The sequence below is a fragment of the Slackia sp. genome (assembly GCF_977041755.1).
On record NZ_CDRRGL010000007.1, the window covers coordinates 1 to 17,615 of the forward strand.

18 protein-coding genes and 1 pseudogene are annotated in these 17,615 nt (G+C 55.5%); 6 read left to right on the forward strand and 13 right to left on the reverse strand.

The window, feature by feature from the left end; genetic code table 11:
- Window positions 1-918 (reverse strand): molybdopterin-dependent oxidoreductase (locus tag ACWI8T_RS01435; RefSeq protein ID WP_449137675.1); only part of this gene is annotated, 918 nt, incomplete at its 3' end.
- Window positions 919-1,129: 211 nt separating this feature from the next.
- Between ACWI8T_RS01435 and ACWI8T_RS01440 the strand changes: the two genes are divergently transcribed.
- On the forward strand, window positions 1,130-1,423 hold the full coding sequence (locus ACWI8T_RS01440) for an IS3 family transposase (RefSeq protein WP_288483116.1): 294 nt from the start codon (window positions 1,130-1,132) through the stop codon (window positions 1,421-1,423).
- A 443-nt stretch (window positions 1,424-1,866) separates the two neighbouring features.
- Here the strand turns inward: ACWI8T_RS01440 and ACWI8T_RS01445 are convergent, their stop codons facing one another.
- The 3 genes from ACWI8T_RS01445 to ACWI8T_RS01455 all read right to left on the reverse strand — a co-directional run bounded on the left by ACWI8T_RS01445 (window position 1,867) and on the right by ACWI8T_RS01455 (window position 2,749).
- Window positions 1,867-2,163, reverse strand: coding sequence for a Txe/YoeB family addiction module toxin (locus ACWI8T_RS01445; protein WP_449137676.1), 297 nt, complete (start codon window positions 2,161-2,163; stop codon window positions 1,867-1,869).
- Window positions 2,164-2,165: 2 nt separating this feature from the next.
- Window positions 2,166-2,417: a type II toxin-antitoxin system Phd/YefM family antitoxin gene (locus ACWI8T_RS01450; RefSeq protein WP_449137677.1), complete on the reverse strand. Its 252-nt coding sequence runs from the start codon at window positions 2,415-2,417 to the stop codon at window positions 2,166-2,168.
- 167 nt (window positions 2,418-2,584) lie between these two features.
- Window positions 2,585-2,749: a hypothetical protein gene (locus ACWI8T_RS01455; protein ID WP_449137678.1), complete on the reverse strand. Its 165-nt coding sequence runs from the start codon at window positions 2,747-2,749 to the stop codon at window positions 2,585-2,587.
- Between the two features lie 412 nt (window positions 2,750-3,161).
- Here ACWI8T_RS01455 and ACWI8T_RS01460 point away from each other — a divergent pair, with 412 nt between their 5' ends.
- The 5 genes from ACWI8T_RS01460 (at window position 3,162) to ACWI8T_RS01480 (ending at window position 9,628) form a co-directional block, all read left to right on the forward strand.
- Window positions 3,162-5,810, forward strand: a complete 2,649-nt coding sequence (locus ACWI8T_RS01460) for a molybdopterin-dependent oxidoreductase (protein WP_449137679.1) — start codon at window positions 3,162-3,164, stop codon at window positions 5,808-5,810.
- Window positions 5,811-5,812: 2 nt separating this feature from the next.
- Window positions 5,813-6,406: a 4Fe-4S dicluster domain-containing protein gene (locus tag ACWI8T_RS01465; protein ID WP_449137680.1), complete on the forward strand. Its 594-nt coding sequence runs from the start codon at window positions 5,813-5,815 to the stop codon at window positions 6,404-6,406.
- Between the two features lie 87 nt (window positions 6,407-6,493).
- The gene (locus ACWI8T_RS01470) at window positions 6,494-7,186 is read left to right on the forward strand and encodes a TorD/DmsD family molecular chaperone (protein ID WP_449137681.1); all 693 of its coding nucleotides are present in this window, start codon (window positions 6,494-6,496) and stop codon (window positions 7,184-7,186) included.
- A gap of 35 nt (window positions 7,187-7,221) precedes the next feature.
- Complete coding sequence (locus ACWI8T_RS01475; protein ID WP_449137682.1) at window positions 7,222-8,910, forward strand: c-type heme family protein; 1,689 nt, start codon at window positions 7,222-7,224, stop codon at window positions 8,908-8,910.
- Window positions 8,911-8,914: 4 nt separating this feature from the next.
- Window positions 8,915-9,628 carry a response regulator transcription factor gene (locus tag ACWI8T_RS01480; RefSeq protein ID WP_449137683.1) on the forward strand — a complete coding sequence of 238 codons (714 nt, stop codon included), beginning with the start codon at window positions 8,915-8,917 and terminating at the stop codon, window positions 9,626-9,628.
- A 174-nt stretch (window positions 9,629-9,802) separates the two neighbouring features.
- On the opposite strand, the gene ACWI8T_RS01485 is transcribed toward ACWI8T_RS01480, so the two are convergent.
- From ACWI8T_RS01485 to ACWI8T_RS01525, 9 genes and pseudogenes are all read right to left on the reverse strand, one after another.
- Complete coding sequence (locus tag ACWI8T_RS01485) at window positions 9,803-10,069, reverse strand: DMT family transporter (protein ID WP_449137684.1); 267 nt, start codon at window positions 10,067-10,069, stop codon at window positions 9,803-9,805.
- Window positions 10,017-10,667 (reverse strand): formate dehydrogenase accessory sulfurtransferase FdhD, encoded by a 651-nt coding sequence (locus ACWI8T_RS01490; RefSeq protein WP_449137685.1) that lies wholly within the window; start codon window positions 10,665-10,667, stop codon window positions 10,017-10,019. The genes ACWI8T_RS01485 and ACWI8T_RS01490 overlap by 53 nt, the downstream gene beginning before the upstream one ends.
- Before the next feature lie 198 nt (window positions 10,668-10,865).
- Window positions 10,866-11,336, reverse strand: coding sequence for a 4Fe-4S dicluster domain-containing protein (locus ACWI8T_RS01495; RefSeq protein ID WP_367113808.1), 471 nt, complete (start codon window positions 11,334-11,336; stop codon window positions 10,866-10,868).
- 96 nt (window positions 11,337-11,432) lie between these two features.
- Window positions 11,433-11,498, reverse strand: a pseudogene (locus ACWI8T_RS01500) (4Fe-4S binding protein); the annotation flags it as partial.
- 14 nt (window positions 11,499-11,512) lie between these two features.
- Complete coding sequence (locus ACWI8T_RS01505) at window positions 11,513-14,221, reverse strand: molybdopterin-dependent oxidoreductase (RefSeq protein ID WP_449137686.1); 2,709 nt, start codon at window positions 14,219-14,221, stop codon at window positions 11,513-11,515.
- A gap of 338 nt (window positions 14,222-14,559) precedes the next feature.
- Window positions 14,560-15,501: a slipin family protein gene (locus ACWI8T_RS01510; protein WP_449137687.1), complete on the reverse strand. Its 942-nt coding sequence runs from the start codon at window positions 15,499-15,501 to the stop codon at window positions 14,560-14,562.
- A 33-nt stretch (window positions 15,502-15,534) separates the two neighbouring features.
- Window positions 15,535-15,942 carry a GntR family transcriptional regulator gene (locus tag ACWI8T_RS01515; protein WP_294375602.1) on the reverse strand — a complete coding sequence of 136 codons (408 nt, stop codon included), beginning with the start codon at window positions 15,940-15,942 and terminating at the stop codon, window positions 15,535-15,537.
- Between the two features lie 51 nt (window positions 15,943-15,993).
- Complete coding sequence (gene nrfD / locus ACWI8T_RS01520) at window positions 15,994-16,896, reverse strand: NrfD/PsrC family molybdoenzyme membrane anchor subunit (protein WP_449137688.1); 903 nt, start codon at window positions 16,894-16,896, stop codon at window positions 15,994-15,996.
- A 291-nt stretch (window positions 16,897-17,187) separates the two neighbouring features.
- Window positions 17,188-17,610 (reverse strand): cytochrome c3 family protein, encoded by a 423-nt coding sequence (locus ACWI8T_RS01525; protein WP_449137689.1) that lies wholly within the window; start codon window positions 17,608-17,610, stop codon window positions 17,188-17,190.
- Window positions 17,611-17,615 lie beyond the last annotated feature (5 nt).

Here is a 17,615-nt window from a genome sequence, read left to right on the forward strand (position 1 = left end):
CCAGTCGACGATATCGCCTTCGGCCTCGTCGAGGCGAAGCATCTCGTAGGCCGTGGCCAACAGGAAGGCCATGTCGGTGCCGTTGCGAACGGGCAGCCAGTCGGCGTCGAGCATTTGAGCAGAAGCGTTGTACAGCGGGTCAACGCAGATGAACTTCGCGCCGGCCTCGTGAGCCTGAATGTAATAGTACGTCGGGGTGCCGGCGGCAGACCACGTCGGGTTCGAAGCGTACATAATGATGTATTCGGCATTCTTCATGTCGAAGCGATCGTTGGCGTTGCCAAGGCCGCAGCTCGGCAGGCCGATCATTTCCGCACCAAGCGTGTAGGTGCCGTGCGAGGTGGTATCCCAGCCGCGCGCGCAGCCGCACATTACGTTAATGCTGGGATCGGGAGATTTGCAATAGAAGCCCGTGGGGCCGTATTCGTCGGAGATGCGCTTGATTTCCTGGCACGCAAGGTCGATTGCCTCGTCCCAGCTAATGACTTCCCACTCGTCTTTGCCGCGGTTCTCGCCATTGGAGTTGCTGCCGCCGCCAGGCTGCCAACCCTTACGCTTGAGCGGGTGCATAATGCGGTCGGCGCCGAAGCACTGCTGCTGCTGCGCCTTGCCGCGCACGCAGCCACGCTGCTGCGGGTATTCAGGGCTGTCTTCGTGGCTATCGTCGGTCTTTTGGCGAACGACAGCGCCGTCTTTCACCATGACCTTGTTCACGCAACGGCCGCCGCAATTGTGCCAGCAAGCTGCGTTAACCCACGTTCCGCCTTCTTCCGGGTTCACTGCCTCGGTCTTATCGGTTTTCTTGACCTCGGCATTTGGGGCACAGCCAAACGCAGAAAGCGCAGCGGCGCCGGCGGCAACCGCCATGCTCCCCTGCATAAACTTACGGCGGCTGATGCCGGTATCGGTGATACCCATCTCTCCCCCTTTATTCAATTGGAACTCTTCCCCCTGAAGAGTTCTCCCTCGATAGAAATTTTCTTTCTTAACAAAAACAGGGGCAATCCATTTTTTGTTAAGAATAATCCTTTGATGAGAATAAGCGGAGGTCAGAGACAGATTTACTGCAGAGAGGGGTGGTTGTTAGCGTCAATACATTTTTCACCATTTCGACCACGAAGCCCAATACGTGTCGCTGCTGCTGTCCAAGACCATGCGCGAGCACGAAATCCGCCCGTACATGGGCTCGATATCCTCGCCGTGGGACAACGCGGCCATGGAGTCGCTCATGGGCATCGTGAAGTCGGAGTGCGTGCACGCGCGGGCCTACGCCACGCGCGACGAGGCCGCGCTCGACATCTTCGAGCGCATCGAGGTGGTGTACAACCGCGCGAGGATCCACTCGGCGCTGGGCTACATGAGCCCGGCCGAGTTCGAAGGGGCCAATTGGCCGGATGACGAAGGCCGCCCAAGGGCGGCGTAGAAGGCGTCAATGAAATCGGGGTAGATTCAGATTCAGATTCACCTTGCTTGGCAAGCATTGGTGCCAGGCCCCGGATTTCCAATGGCGGCGGTTTTGACCACAATCCGCGTCGAGATGGTCAAAACCGGCGCCATTTGCAAATCCCATTCCCGCGAACCATCCCTCGAAGCTCCCCCAAACGCTTCGAAGGACAGTTCACTTCCGCAAAACCCCAGGTGAGCAAAGCGTCGAAAGAAAGGACGATGAGTCGGGCGCGCTGGGCGAAGGTGGGCCGAGCATTGGAGCATGCGATTATTTGCAAATGGCGACAGTTTTGACCACTTCCACGTAAATCGCGGTCAAAATCGGCGCCATTGGAAAACTTCGCCGTATGAGACGCGCACGCAACAAGCGTCACCGCGAACACGGCCGCACAGGATGAAACCTTTTGCCGGAATGCCAAGCTATCGCACATCATCGTAATGCGTCCACATGCGTACTACTTTGACTATGCCTTCGTACGACGCATCGTTTTCTGTAAGCGGCTCACGAATTACCTGGTAGACAAAACGATGCTGAATGTTAATCCTTCGAGAATAGAGGCCAGAAAGGCTCCCCACAAGACCCTCGTACGCAGGCGGAGTTCCAAATGGATTATCACGCACCACCTCAACGAGAGACTTCGCCTTCTTATCTAGCCCAGCGGCTTTCAGCTTACGCGCATCCTTCTGAGCCTGTTTGGTAAAAACGACCTTATACATGGCTACCAGTCCAGCTCATCTTCGGAAACGCATTCGTCGAGACTCGCATCACGCCCCTCAATGAGCGATTGGGCGACCCCGGGAATCCCCATCAGGTACAGCGTCTCCTCGATAGCAGCCCATTCGTCTTCGCCCACAAGCACAGCGCCTTTCCCCCTACTATTCGTGATGGCAATGGGCGCGCAATTTTCATTTGTCTGGGCAATGATGTTATACATGTCTTTGCGAAATGCCGTCGCGGTAACAGAAGTCATTTTTGCCTCCTTATAAACGTACGCTTTAACGTACTTATTTTATCAGTACGTTAAAGCGTACGCAATATATGTCGTTGTAGCACAAATCGCCTTAAGATGTCTTTGTTGAGGTGGATGTATCGCAAAAGTGACCTGTGTCAAGTTTTCGGACACGGAAGCTTGAGGAATTACGCGGCCATGGGAAGCCCCTCTTCGGCCGGCTTGGTCCGCTCGAAGAACGATTCCATGGCCCGCGCGGGCACCTGGTAGCCGATGGTCGAATGGAACCTTCTTCGGTTGTAGTTCGCCTCGATGAACTCGATGACGGCGTGCTTGGCGGCTGGGTTGGCCATGCTCGCCTTCCTTTCGTCGTCGCTGGTATGCATTCTAAGGGATTGGTTCCTCTAGCATGCGTGTCCGAAAAAACGATACAAGCCACTTCGGGGCAGGGGCAGACGGCCATCCGGAGGCGCCCGATCGGCGGCCCCTCGGGGCTTGCCCGTATCGTAGGCAATGCGCCAAATGCTTGCCACCGAGGTTCATCGGCGGCTTATCTCAGACTGTAATGGGTGGCCAATAATTGTTTTTGTACCGAAAATAATCCACTCCTCAACGGTGATTAATAATTCGGAAAGATTTCGGTAAGAAACACTCAATAAAGGCTGCATTGTCATTAATCGGCGCGATTCGTAACCTGCTATTAGGTCGAAAGGCCAAAAAGACGAGCGCGAGGCGCTCGAGGGGGAATTGAAGAAGGGGGAAACAATGAGCTATCTCGATCGCGTGCAGCAAGCAACGCAGATGAGCCGCCGCGGCTTCGTAGCGACGACCGCTGCTGCTACGGCTGCGTTGGCGGCAACGAGCTTGGCGGGATGTTCCACCAACAAGGTCGAAAAGACCGAAGAACCGGCAGTAACGACAGGCTCCGACGGCCGCGATATCATCGACGGCGAATGGAAAGCGGCAGCATGCTGGCATAACTGCGGCGGCCGCTGCGTTAATAAAGTGCTGGTGAAAGATGGCGTCGTTGTTCGTCAGAAGACTGACGACAGCCATGAGGACAGCGCCGATTATCCGCAGCAGCGCTCGTGCCTGCGCGGACACGCCCAACGCAAACAGGTTTTCGCGGCAGATCGCCTGAAATACCCCATGAAGCGCAAGAATTGGTCGCCCGACAACCCGAACGGCGATTTGCGCGGCATCGACGAGTGGGAGCGCATCAGCTGGGATGAGGCCTACAAATACATCGCCGATGGACTGCAGAAGGCCAAAGAGCAATACGGCAACCGCTCCATCCTGCTGCTCAAGGGTTGGAATTCCGAGCTCACCCGTACGCTCGGCCTGTTCGGTGGCTTCACCAACTTCTGGGACACCAACTCTTACGGTTCATGGGACAAATGCCCCAACATTATTGGCTTCAATGTAAACAAAACGCCTGACCAGACCATTAACGACCGCTACGATTTGCGCAATTGCGAGACCATCGTGATGATGGCAATGAATCCCGCATGGTCGGCCGCCGGCAGCCAAATGCTCAACTACCTTGAAGCCAAAAAGGCTGGCGCCAAGTTCATCTACATCGACCCGATGTATTGCGAAAGCGCCGCAGCGCTCGACGCGGAATGGCTGCCTATTCGCCCCGCAACCGACATGCCTTTCATGTTCGGCTTGGCGTACGCAATGCTCGAGCAGGACGACAAGGAAGACATCATCGATTGGGACTTCCTGAATAAGTGCACAGTCGGTTTCGACGCCGACCACATGCCGGCCGACGCCAAGGATAATAAGAACTTCAAAGACTACGTCATGGGCACCTATGACGGCACGCCGAAAACGCCCGAATGGGCAAGCGAGATTTGCGGCATCGACGCCGATGCGATTCGCAAGCTTGCCGTTACCATGGGCAAGAAGAACAAGGTCGCTTTCTTGAGCTCCGCAGCGAACGCCCGCGTAAACAACGTAGACAGCCTGCCGCAGCTCGTGATGACGATTGGCGCCATGGGCGGCCATATGGGCAAATCGGGCCACATGACTGGCACGACCATGCACTGCACGTCGGGCAACGGCGGCTATGCGCTGGTCACGAACGGCAAAGACGGCCTTCCCAAAATCGAGAACCCCGTTGATGACGAAATCAACGGCAACGAGGTTTGGGGCGCGATCCTGAACGGCCACTACAAGTTCACCGGCACGGGCCACTACGATCCCGCCGAGCAGCGCGACATCGACATCCACGTCATTTACAACAACGGCGGCAATAAGCTGCAGACCAACGTTGGCATGACGAAGGGCATCGAGGCTTTCCGCAAGGTCGATATGGTCGTAAGCCACGCGCAGTTCTACACAACATCGGCCCGCTACTCTGACATCGTGCTCCCCATTTCCACGGAATGGGAACGCGCCCATGGCCTTATCGGCGGCAACCTCGTTCACAAGAGCAATCGCGAAATGGTACAGGCATACGAGCGCATCATCGACCCGCTGTTCGAAAGCAAATCTGACCAGGATATCGCCTGCGAGCTCGGCGAGAAGCTCGGTTTGAAGAAGGAAGACATCTATCCATTCGACGCGGAGCAGCAGTTCTTCAACGTGCTCACCTCGATGAAGGTCATCGATGCCGACGGAAAAACCGAAAAGAATGCCGTGAAAGTCACCGACGACGACATTAAGGCACTCGGCGTCGAGGGCTCTGCGCAAGATGGCGAGCTCGAATACACGGAGCTCATGAAGCGCGGCGTGTATCAGGTGGAGCGCCACGTGGGCGACAATTACGGCTACATTGCCCTCGAGGATTTCTGCAAAGATCCCGAGAAGAACCCCGTCGACACCCCGTCCGGCAAGCTCGAAATCTACAGCCAATCGTGGGCCGACATGGTCAACGCCATTGGCTGGAGCTCCATTGAGCCGATTCCTACCTATATTCCCGTCGTAAACGGCTACGAAAGCAGCTTCGCCGATTGGGATAGCAAGACCCCTGGCGAATATCCGCTGCAGGTGATCAATCCCCATTACCTGCGTCGCGCGCACACCGCATTCGACAACGTATCGTGGCTGCGCGAAGCATGGACCAATCCGGTCTTCATTTCTCGCGAAGATGCAGCAGCAGCTGGCATTGCCGACGGAGACACGGTGCTCCTTACGAGCCCGGTAGGCAAATGCGTGCGCCCCGCAACCGTTACCGCACGCGTGCGCCCGGGCGTTGTCGCCCTGCCCCATGGCGCATGGGTGCAGGTCGATGAAGAAACGGGCATCGACCAGGCCGGTGCGGACAACTACCTCATCGCGCAAACCCCGACAGGCGCTGCGGTATCTGGCTACAACTCCGCCCTTTGCAAGATTGAAAAATACACGGGCGCCGCTTTGGAGGCCGACGCCGACCTGCCCGCTCGCATGCCCCTGAAAGATGGTGAATAATCATGGCAACTGAAGATACCAAGCGAATGGGCTTCTATTTCGATCAGAATTCTTGCGTTGGCTGCAAGACCTGCCAAGTCGCCTGCAAAGATAAAAACGATCTTGAAGTTGGCACCTTGTTCCGCCACGTGGTCGACTTCGAAATTGGCGAGTTCCCTTCGGTGAAGTCGTACCACTACGCGGCGACGTGCAACCATTGCGAGAACCCCGCGTGTGTCGAGGCCTGCCCGACCGAGGCCATGTATATCGACGAGACCGACGGCACCGTACAGCACGATGACGAAAAATGCATCGGCTGCCAATATTGCGTGCAGTCGTGCCCCTACAGCGTGCCTCAGTACCTCGAAGAGCAGAAGATGGTGCACAAGTGCGACGCGTGCTACGTGCTGCGCCAGAACGGCGAGCAACCCGCATGCGTAGCCGCATGCCCCATGCGCGCACTCGAATTCGGCGTCTACGATGATCTGGTCGCGGCGCATCCCGACGCCGTCGACCAAATTGCGATCCTGCCTGATTCTTCCCAAACGGGCCCGCATACCCTCATCGACGCTCGCCCGGCGGCGCTCGAGAATGATTTCCGCAAGGTAATCCTGTAAAAGCGCACACCCTCCAACAAGCCGCACCAGCATCCCTCCCCGCTGGCGCGGCTTTCGCGTATCATGGTTCGAAGGGAAGGAACCGCTATGGAAGCAAATGAAATCGTTGCGAACGCATGTGCAAACCGCGCGTTCGTCTATCAATATTTGTGGCGCGTGTTTAGCGATGCGCCCGATGAGACGCTCATCGAGACCACGCTCGGCACAGCGCGCGAACAGTTCGAACTGTTCTTTGGCGCCGACTCGCCAGAAATGGAAGAGTTCGCGGCGCTCTGCGCCGAACTCCAGGCAGCGCTGGTGCTCGATGCAAATGCGTCGAGTTTGGCAAACGACTATACGCGCCTGTTTATCGGCCCGGGAAAACTTCCTGCATCGCCTTGGGAATCGGTATATGCATGCGGCGAGGAGCTGGTATTTCAGCAAAGCACACTCGACGTTCGTGCCGCATACCACACCGCCGGGTTCGCCGCGGCAGGCTACCCGCACGTCCCCGACGACCATATCGCAACCGAACTCGCGTTCATGGCGGCGTTGTGCGACGAAGCGAAAGCGTGCGCCTCTTCGGGTGATATGCCTGGCGCGAAAGTCGCGCTCGGCCGTCAGGCGATGTTTCTAGCCGAACATCTAGGTTGTTGGGCAAGCGAATTTGCTCAACGCCTGACAAGCCACTTGCCGAAAAGCGCTAGCGCCTTCTACGCTCACGCCGCAAATCTGGCTGCTGCCGTATGCAAGGCCGACGCAACCGCAACAGCGGAGCTTTTGGAGGCATGCCCGAAATAGCACGGGCAATCAGCTCGCCTTAGGGGGAAGGCGCGATGGGGAAACTGGAATCAAACGTTCGAAAAGTGAAACTGCGCACAAAGTTCGCCGTGCTTATGGTGACGCTGTTCGCCGTCGCCTTGGCGGTTAACGTCGTGTGGACGACAGAAGCCCAGCGCCAACAAACCGAGAATGAGCTGCAGGAAAAAGGCCTGGTGCTCTCGCAGCAAATGACCGCTATGTGGGATTTCATGTCGGCGAACCAAGAGAAGCTCGAAGCCGCCGCATATGGCAGCACGGGCAGCTATCAGGGCTTGCATTGCGCCGTCGTCGGCCGAAGCATAGGCCGGCTGTTCTCCATCGAATCAGGCTACACCACGCGTTTTGTGAACTTCAATCCGCGCAATTCCGAAGACGAACCCGACGAATTCGAGGCAGAGGGGCTCGACGCGCTCTACGCCGACCCAACGCTTACGTATTATGCGAGCATCACGCAGTACGATGGGTCGCAGGTGTACCGGTACATGGCGCCCATGGAAATCAAGAAGAGCTGCCTGGAATGCCATGGCGAGCCAGCGGGTGAGCTCGACGTTACGGGCCACGCGAAGGAAGGCTGGAGCGTGGGCGACGTAGGCGGAGCCATCTCCATCGTGATTCCCATGGATATCTACATTCAAGCCGAACGCGACAACGTTGCGCACAATGTGGAATTCTTCGTCGCGGTGCTCGTCGCGTGTCTGCTTATCGTATACGCCGCACTATCGTATCTGGTCACGCGACCACTCGCGCGTATTCGCGGCGGCGTTGAGAAAATTCAGGCGGGCGAACTTGACGCGAAGCTCGAACGGGTCGAATCGTCGCCCGAATTGAATTCGCTGGTCGATGAATTTAATAAAATGACGCGCGAGCTTTCCGACCTCTATGACAGCCTCGAATCCCAGGTCGCTGACCGCACGGCACAGCTCGCCCAAGCTAACGCCGTCCTTGAACGGCAACGTGCCCAGCTGGAAGAGGCTAATGAACGCCTAGCCCAAGACAACCAATACAAATCGGACTTCTTATCGATGATGAGCCATGAGCTTCGCACGCCGCTCACCTCGATTCTGGCATTCTCCGAAATACTCAACAGCGAGGGAGCGCCCCGCGACGCGCGTGAAGCCCAGGTTCGCCAGGAAATCGAGACGAATTCACGCGTACTCCTACTCATGATTAATGACATTTTGGAAATGAGCCGCGTTGACGCGGGCAGAACCGAACTTGCATGCGAGCCGGTCGAGCTCGGCGATGTAGTGGGCATGGTGGAATCGGTCATGCGCCCACTCGCCGATCGCAACGGCATCGACTTCTCGTGCTCCATCGACGCCGACGTACCGCTCATCGAAGCCGATTTCGAGAAAATTCGCCATGTGGTTGAAAATCTCGTCGGCAATGCGATGAAATTCACGCCCGAAAGCGGAAAGGTGCGCGTAACGGTGAGTTATCATCCCGACTGCGAACAGGCATGGATTTGCGTATCGGATACGGGAATTGGCGTGGCGAAAGCCGATCAGGATCGCATATTCGAGCGATTCGCGCAGGCTGATTCATCAGTATCCCGCAAATATCGAGGAACGGGCCTGGGCCTTGCTTTGGCGAAAGAATACGTCGAGATGCACGGCGGAGACATAACGCTCGAAAGCGAACTGGGGCACGGGTCGGCGTTTACGGTGCATCTGCCGATTCGCCAAGCGGCAAAGGGGGAATAGTGACATGGCCGAACCGTATAAAGTGATGCTCATCGATGACGATTGCGGCGTGCACACGCTCATTAAACGCATTTTGGAAGACGCGGGGTATTCGTATTGCGGCGCATACGGCGGCGAAGAAGGGCTGGAACTGCTTTCGACCGAGCATCCCGACCTGTTACTGCTCGACGTGATGATGCCTGGCATGAACGGCTTTGACGTATGCAAGGCGATTCGCGAGAAAGGGCGCCGAATTCCCGTCATATTCCTTTCTGCAAAAGGCGATATCGTCGATAAGTCGATCGGCTTCAAAGCCGGAGGCGACGATTACGTGGTGAAGCCGTTCTCTTCCGAAGAGCTGTTGTTGCGCATCGAGGCGCATCTGCGTCGCCACAAAGCCAATTTGGCGTACGCGAAAGCAACGCAGCGCGAAGGATCGAACAAAACGGGCAACCTTGAGATTTTCTTCAATCGCTACGAGGTGTATTTGCGTGGCAAGAAGGTCGACCTCACTGCAAAGGAATTCGAAATCCTGGCACTGCTCGCGTCGAATCCCGGACAGGCATTCACGCGCGGCCAAATCTACGAGCACATCTGGGGCCGCGACAGCAGCGTGGACGAAAGCAGCATCACCGTGTTCATGCGCAAGATTCGCGAGAAAATCGAAGACAACCCCTCGCAACCAAAATACCTGCTCACGGTATGGCGCGTGGGCTACAAGTTCGCCGAACGCGTGTAGGTGCGGCGACGAAAATAAGCTTCGGGGCCCCTCTTGCACAGCAAGAGGGGCCCAAGGTTTTAATGTTGGCAAAACCGACGTCGTAACTTCAAGCGCGGCTAGGCGCCTGCTAAATGCTCGTAGCGTTTAACAGGCGCCTTTTCACATCGAGGCGTACGGCACTCCGGCAGCCAGCTAGCGCGCCGGGCCGAACATGTTGACCAGCACCACGCCGGCAATAATGAGCGCGATACCCACGATTGAGGGGCCGTTGAGTTGCTCGCCGAACATAGCCACCGCGATAATCGTGGTCAGCACGATTCCCAAGGCCGCCCAAATGGCGTAGCCGACGCTCAAGTTCACCGTAACGACAGCTCGGCTATTAGGCCGTTCGCAAAAGACCCCCTCTTCAATAAACGAGGCGGCGGCCCTCCTCCGCCCCGTCAGACAAAAGCTCCTCATGGGCGTAAATGTTGAATTCGCCGTTCTTGGCAAACCCCACAAGCATTATTTGATTCTGGTCTGCAGCCTTTATCGACATATCAGTCGGAGCGCCTGGGGAAACAATTGCATATGCACCCAACTTAACAACCCTGTCGATAATCCCCCAAGGAACACGACCGCTAAACAAAACGACCTTATCGCTCGCATCAACGCGGTTTTTCAGGCACCACCCCACGAGCTTATCCATCGCATTGTGTCGTCCGACATCATCGAAACGAGCAAGGAAGCCGCCCGCATCGGCGATTGCCGCTCCATGCATTCCACCCGTACGACGGAATAGGCCCGAATTCGCTTCAAATCGAGCCATATTGTCAATAATCCAGCGAGGCGTCACGTATGAAAGAACACTATGCTCCCTCAAAAGAGAATCGGGCGCAGCGCCCATCATGCCGGAAATCAAAACATCAACCAAGCCAGCGTCGACATCAATCCGAATGTCAGTTACGTCGCTCGCCTGGTTAATGATCCCATCGAAATACAACCTGCCGTAGGTCAGCTCTTCGACGCTCCAAGGCGAGCACGTAAGCGTATCAACCTGCCGGCTATTAACGAACATGCGAACGACAAGCTCCTGCACCACCGCAGATTCAAAAGGAGTAAGCCCAGCCGAACCATAATGAAACGAGGGCACGCGCAGACAATGAGGCCCCTGCTCATCAACTCTAAAACTAGCGTTTCTTTCCGACATGGGCACTCCTTACAAAGAAGGGCGTGCCCCGCACGCCCTTCTCTATTCATGCTTTACGCCAACGGCCTAATTCTGGGATTTCGCTTCTCCCGCTTCCACAACGTTATTCGGAATATACCAAACCGATGGATTGGTGCCATTTTCCGGAGCAAGCTGGAAGCCGCCTTCGTCCAGGGCCTTCTTCTTTATCTCTTCGAGATCGCCGAAAACTCGAGCTCCCGCCGGGCATGCCGCGACGCAAGCCTGGACCTCGCCTTTGCCCGCATCAATTCGGTCGGCGCAGAACGTGCATTTGTCGACCTTGCCTGTAGGCATATCTTCCGCATACTTGACCTGCTCATACTCGTTGAGCTCGCCAAAATAGCCCGTTTCGCTCTCGTAGTAGTAACGAGCGCCATAGGGGCACGCAGAAACGCACGCCTTGCAGCCGATGCACACTTCCTTATCAATGACGACAATGCCGTCTTCCCTCTTCGTCGTAGCACCCGAAGGACACGCTTCGACGCAGGGCGCGTTTTCGCAATGGTTGCACAACACAGGCAGAATCGTTTTCCTCGCGTCTGGATACGTGCCCTCAAAGCTTCGCTCAACGTGAGAACGGGTTACCCCCGGAGGGGTTCCATGCGCCCCTTTACATGCCGTCGCGCACGCATGGCAACCGACGCATTTTTTCAAATCAATCAGCATTCCATATGCCATAGCTCACAACCCCCTTAAGCGATTTTCTCGATTTTGACGCGGATGCACTGGTCGAACGCGGAGCAAACATGATCCATGCGATCGGGCGTCTGACCAGGAAGAAGGTGCACAATCGGCACGCCCTTGTCCTTCGCGATAGGCATGAACTCCGACTTCGAGCCCCAGTCGCCGCCGATAACCGAGACGCACGAAGCATGAACGCCCTCGGAAACCGCAAGCTTGCCTTCGACAGAAACGCCCTCGAGAGTTTCGAGACGAACGCTGTCCCCGCTCGCCAAGCCCTTCGCCTCCGCAGTCGCCTTGTTCATTTCGATGGTGTAGCCATAGGGATTCGCCTCATTGATCTCATTGATCCAGGGGTTCTCCATGAGCCACGAATCGGTATTGACCGCATCGGTGTAGTAGACGGGGATGATGTCGTAATCCGGGTCCTCAATATCGAATCCGCAACCAGGCTTCCAATCGGGGAGCGGCTGATAGTCATCGGTTTCCCAAGGAATATCAAGCTCGGCTACCTTCGCTTCGACCTTTTCCTTTGCCTCAAGCATGAAGTCCCAATACAGAGGAACTTTTCCGGGAGCATCGTTTGCCCAGATATAGACCTCGTCTATCTTCCTGGGATACGTGTAAACGCCATGCTCCTTCATCCACTCGATACCATGCTCTTCGTCAATGACGCTCTTGAGCACCGAATCGGCGAACGCCTCAGGCTCGAGCTTTTGGTCCATAGGAACCGAATACTCGTCTTTCACGCGATACATGGCGTTCAAAGTCGCGATGAACTCGGCGTCTTTTCCAGCGCGGTGCGCCAACTCGGCAAAGAGCTGGAAGCTCGACGGCGCGTCATCCTTCGGCTCGACAACCTTTTGCCACGCCGTAACGGCCCATGGATTGTCGAGACCGCCAATAACGCGATGGTTGAGAGCGAAGTGCGGCAACGGCTCGAGGCGCTCAAGATAGCAGCACTCCGGCAGAATCACGTCGTAGAAATACGAGGACTCGTTAAGGAAGATATCGACGCCGATGACATATTTGTAGCTCTTGAAAATCTCGGCCTGCTCGTCGTAATTTCCCCACCACTTAATCGGATTGCACGCATAGCAGAACGCCACTTCAGCCGCCTGGGTGTGGTAAAGGTCCGGATGAGCCTGTGCAACATGCTCAAAGTGGTTGTCCTCAGACATAGGCTGCAGCTCAAGCATGCCCATCGTCGTCGGCGTATAGTCGGACTCGCGAATCTTCTGATAATAAGAATGCGGGAACGCGAGCATGAGCGACACATCTTCGATGAAGCCGTCCTCTTCCCAAATTCCAGGACGGAAGGCCATCTGGGGATTGTTATCGGCCCAGCCATTGCATGCCGGATCAAAGCCGATAAAGCCGCCAACGGCGTTCGTCGCGCCAACAAGATTGTTGAGCGAGAATACCGACCAGCATGTCAAGAAAGAATGCTTGTGGCGTGTAATGCCCGAAAACGCATCGACGCACACAGGGCGATACGGAAGCGTCACGCCATCGATGGTGATCGCCTCTCCGATATGGGCCGCCTCGCCGTACTCTTTCGCAACCTGGCGAATCGTCGCAGCGGGAACGGTCGAGATGCTTTCCGCATACTCCGGCGTGTAGGTCTTAATGTGCTCCTTGTACAAGGTGAAACCAGTCGAGCACGTCTTTCCATCGACCTCGAACGTGCCTTCAAGCGCAGGCTTCTCGCACTCGTCATAAGGCTTCACGGCATTGTCGGAAAGGTCCATATAGAGAGCCTTGTTCGAGCCTTCAGCGCGAATGATTCGCTTCGTTTCGAGGTCAACAAGCGCGGGGCCATTGGTTCGATTCGTCAGGAAGTCGACATCGATGAGATTCTCTTCATGAACAAGAACATACGCCATAGCCAAAGCTACCGCAGCATCGGTTCCAGGCAGAATGGGAACCCAAAGGTCAGCCTGCTCGCCAGATCCGCCCATGTGGGGGTCGAAGCTCACGAGACGCAAACCTTCCTTACGGCGCTCCGAGAAAGGCTCGACCGTCATGTTGAAACCATGGCGCGTCGCCGTACCGGCGTTGGTTCCGAATTGAACAATGTAATTGCAGTATTTGTAGTCGGGCATCGCATTGCCTGCGCCAGTATGCAGATACTCAAGTTGGTGCACGCCAGCGCCGCAGATGTCCGAGCAGCTTCCCTCTGCGTTGCCGTAGATAACGCCAAGGGCCGTATGTCGCACAAGACTTCCTGCCTGGCTTGCAACCATCGACATGCCCGTAACGGCATGGGGGCCGCTGCGCTCAATGGCCTCGCTAATATTTTTGTTGACGAGCTCGTAAGCCTCATCCCAGCTGATTTCTTCCCAACCAGGATCTTGGTCAAACCCCTTTTTGGGATTGGTGCGCTTCATCGGCTTCGTGATTCGATTCGGATCGTAAAGCTGCATAATGCCCGATGCGCCCTTGGCGCAAATATGCCCGCGCCCAACAGGGCTATCGGGGTTGCCCTTGAGCTCAACAACCTTTCCATCGACCACATGGGCCAGAATGGAGCACTGATTGAAGCACATGTTGCATGTCGTAGGAACCCATTTGTCTTCTTTTTGGGCATCCCCTCCCTTTGCCGCGTCGCCACCGGAAGAACACCCCGTTGCCGTGGCTCCCAGGCCTGCGCCCAAGGCGACGGCTCCCGATGCCGCAACGAAGCCTCGACGTGAAATAGCCGGTTGATGCTTTCCCATATTTCCCCCTTTTCCCTGCATACACGACTATCGATGCACGCTTTTAGCGCGCAAACTTAAGACTGTTGTTTAGGCAGCCTTGCAATACGCTTGGATGCGCTGGTTTTTCCAGCGCCGTCGATTAAATTGTTTGGTGATTTCAGTTGCAGAGCGACATAGAAAAACGCGTCGCCCCGGAAGAACTACCGATCGAAACCCCTACCCCCATAGAGACCCCTTTTTTCGATATCTAATTCCCTCGTTGGCGCTATGGTAACATACAGTTATATGACACTCAATTGCTTGAACTATCCTATCTTTAGGATAGAAAAGGCCTCCTGAGGAGGCCTTTATACGCTCTATTTCAAAATATCTTTGAAGCTATCAATGTTGTTGAAGCCTTCACTGAAAGCGCTCGGGGCGATAACAAGCCCGCCCTTTTCCTTGACGCTTTCGTAAATGAGATTCATCGTTCGCAATTGCAGCGCCTTATCGTTCTTGTCGTACACAGAAGCGGCGTCGACGAACATCTCGGAGATATCCTTCTCAACTTCGGCGAGCAAAAGGCGGGCGTTTCTTTCGCGCTCGGCCTGCGCCTCTTTCGACATGGCATCTTGCAAGTCGGACGGTATGGCGATATCCCTGATTTCAACCGAGACAACGGTGATCCCCCAACTGTTCGTTTTCTCGTCGAGTATGCTTTTGACCTCCTCGTCGATTTGCTCACGACGAGTAGCGACCTCCGCCAAATTAATGCGGCCAACAGCGTCTCGCAGCGCCGTCTGAGCGGCCCACCATATTGCGGATGAATAGTCTTCCACCTCGACGCACGCGCTTTTCGGATCCCATACCATCCAAAAAAGAACCGCGTCAATGTCCAGCGGAACCAAATCGGCCGTGAGAGCCTCTTCTGCGATAAAGGGAGTCGTTATGATTCGCTGGTCGACGTGCGCGGCAGCGTATTCAATGATGGGGATGACGAAATACAAACCAGGGCCAACCTGCCGGTTATATTTTCCCAGCCGAAGAATAACGACGCGTTCCCACTGATTTGCGATTCTGATTGAATAGCAGCCGACAGCGCCGAAGCAAGCGCCCGCAATGCATGTCCAAGCAGATAGGCCCACGACCAGGGAAACGAGAGCCGTCCCTATCAGGGAAAATAGAACGAATATCGCCGCAGCGAAGCAGAACACGCCGGCCTTGGAAGTGCGCTTCGGCTGAGGCGCCGCCGCTTTCTTATTCGCCGAAGCGTTCCGAGCTTCGCTTTTCTCGGCTTCCCTTTTCTCCTTGCTGCGCATAACCGCCCCTATCGCCTATCCGCATTCCTATTGCTATAAATCGCTCCGAGCACCACGTGCAGCGGCCCTCGAATAATGCACTCGAACAATCTCTAGAAGATCGCCTAGAGACATTCCTTTTTCGACCGCCCGGCTAGACAGCTCGTCGGCCATGGAGGCAATATCATCGTCGATCGAAGCGGACTCGGGCAGCCCCTCGGCAACATACGTGCCAAGCCCGCGCTTCGTGTAAATATACCCATCCCGCTCAAGGTCCTGGTAGACCTTGTTAATCGTGTTGTAGTTAACGCCAAAGCGAACCGACATTTCCCTTACGGAAGGCAGCCTTTCGGAAGACTTAAAATGGCCTGAGCCGATTAAATAGATGAGTCTCTTGCGAATCTGAATCCAAATGGGGACACCGCTACTCTCGTCAATTTGGAAAATGCCCGATGGCTCCATCGCAGCTGCCCCCTTCCTTATACTCTCGATTTTCCTTTTCGATGTTATGAGCTAAACCCAAAATGGCTGCGCGGCAACAAAACCAATCGCAAACCTCGATGCTGCCATAAGAATACAGAACCTTAAGCAAACACCGCCGACGAGCGCGGATATGCCGCCAATGCACAGAACAGTCGGACGCGGATGGGCAAGGCACGTCAAGTCCACCGCTAGAGGAATGACGCAACCGACGACGATGACGCCCGCCCAAAATAGTAACGATAAGCCACCGAACAAAAGGGCGGAAGACGACAGCGAAGCATCGCTTTCCGGGAAAAGCGCTGGACGAGCCAAAAGGGCTGTCAATAGAATGACCTCGACAAGCACAATTGCCACGTCTATCGCAGATAGGCCATTCATGCCCTCAAGAACGCCTTCGCACGTTTGTCTGAAAAAGCCGACAACGACGAGCAGACCCGCCCCCGACGAAAAGGCCGAAGCCGTGAAAAGCGCTGGAACAAGCGGAGTATTGAGGAACGGAACCGACGGAAAAAGCGAGTAGAAAACGCCCGAATAAAGAATGACGATGATAGAAAGGATCGCGGCCAGAAGCTGTAAAAGGGGCTCTACAAGCTTCGACGCGCGGCAATGGGGCATCAGGCCGAACGCCAAAGAGGCGACCGCAAAAAGCCAGAATAAGAAAATCGCCCACGAACCGAATCCTAAAAGGCTCGACGGCCTTAGGAAAACGTTAAAGGCAATTGACGGGTCGCCGAGATCGAGAAGCAGAAAGACGCATCCCACAGCCACCATGATTGGGCCGAGCACCATTCCGATATCTGTGATTGGTGAGATTTTCAGCAGATTCGGCCGAGAGCTCAGCCTTAAAGCGAAATCGACGACAGAGGCAATCGCAAACGCGCTCGCACCAGCGCCAGCGAAAAATAAGTACCATGCAATGTAGGCACTCGCCACGATTCCCCACCCGCTCCACAAGGCAATTGATTCGTTCGTATTACGAGGAAATCATACCATTCGATCAGGAAACGAAACCGAGAGACCAGGGCGCCCTGCGCCTTAGGGCAGTTTCTTGCAAATTAACTCTGCGGCATCATTGTGCAAATTACCCCGAATGAGACCAATCCATTCAACAAAAAATGCCGCAACCACACTTGCAAAGGGCCGCATATTAAACCAGTTAACCACATGAAAAGTCTCCCCCGAGAAGGGAACGGGGGAGACTAAGGGAGGATTGAGCCTATGAGACTACGAGAAGAGCTTGTGCAATGGACCGCTTCCGCGTTCCGCACTCACCCACCCATCGGGAAGAGGAGCATCGTGGCACTCATTGCAGGTCAACACGGATTCCCCTTCGACAGAATGGCACGAGATGCAATCCCCCGCAGCGTTATGGGAGCTATGAGGATTAAACCCTTCCCGTCCGCCATAATCTGCATTCGCCTCAACAATCGCACTACGAGGATGGCAGCTTAAACATAATTTATTGCTATAGTCTTCAACACCATCAAGCTGGCCATTCTCATGCACCTGCATCAACGAGCCGGTCGCGTAACTTCCGCTAGCTTTTTGGTCCGAAGAGGCAGGAGACGCACCACAAGCCGCCAGGGTTAACGCAAGGACACCTATCGCTAGTGCAATTGAAAGCAACTGCGCCTTTCTCCGATTCATGGCCA

What these genes read in the sequence shown, in the direction of transcription:
- ACWI8T_RS01445 (WP_449137676.1), bottom strand. Translation starts at nt 2,163, where the DNA reads ATGTATAAGGTCGTTTTTACCAAACAGGCTCAGAAGGATGCGCGTAAG.
- ACWI8T_RS01450 (WP_449137677.1), bottom strand. Translation starts at nt 2,417, where the DNA reads ATGACTTCTGTTACCGCGACGGCATTTCGCAAAGACATGTATAACATC.
- ACWI8T_RS01455 (WP_449137678.1), bottom strand. Translation starts at nt 2,749, where the DNA reads ATGGCCAACCCAGCCGCCAAGCACGCCGTCATCGAGTTCATCGAGGCG.
- ACWI8T_RS01460 (WP_449137679.1), top strand. Translation starts at nt 3,162, where the DNA reads ATGAGCTATCTCGATCGCGTGCAGCAAGCAACGCAGATGAGCCGCCGC.
- ACWI8T_RS01465 (WP_449137680.1), top strand. Translation starts at nt 5,813, where the DNA reads ATGGCAACTGAAGATACCAAGCGAATGGGCTTCTATTTCGATCAGAAT.
- ACWI8T_RS01470 (WP_449137681.1), top strand. Translation starts at nt 6,494, where the DNA reads ATGGAAGCAAATGAAATCGTTGCGAACGCATGTGCAAACCGCGCGTTC.
- ACWI8T_RS01475 (WP_449137682.1), top strand. Translation starts at nt 7,222, where the DNA reads ATGGGGAAACTGGAATCAAACGTTCGAAAAGTGAAACTGCGCACAAAG.
- ACWI8T_RS01480 (WP_449137683.1), top strand. Translation starts at nt 8,915, where the DNA reads ATGGCCGAACCGTATAAAGTGATGCTCATCGATGACGATTGCGGCGTG.
- ACWI8T_RS01485 (WP_449137684.1), bottom strand. Translation starts at nt 10,069, where the DNA reads ATGAGGAGCTTTTGTCTGACGGGGCGGAGGAGGGCCGCCGCCTCGTTT.
- ACWI8T_RS01490 (WP_449137685.1), bottom strand. Translation starts at nt 10,667, where the DNA reads ATGTTCGTTAATAGCCGGCAGGTTGATACGCTTACGTGCTCGCCTTGG.
- ACWI8T_RS01505 (WP_449137686.1), bottom strand. Translation starts at nt 14,221, where the DNA reads ATGGGAAAGCATCAACCGGCTATTTCACGTCGAGGCTTCGTTGCGGCA.
- ACWI8T_RS01510 (WP_449137687.1), bottom strand. Translation starts at nt 15,501, where the DNA reads ATGCGCAGCAAGGAGAAAAGGGAAGCCGAGAAAAGCGAAGCTCGGAAC.
- ACWI8T_RS01515 (WP_294375602.1), bottom strand. Translation starts at nt 15,942, where the DNA reads ATGGAGCCATCGGGCATTTTCCAAATTGACGAGAGTAGCGGTGTCCCC.
- ACWI8T_RS01525 (WP_449137689.1), bottom strand. Translation starts at nt 17,610, where the DNA reads ATGAATCGGAGAAAGGCGCAGTTGCTTTCAATTGCACTAGCGATAGGT.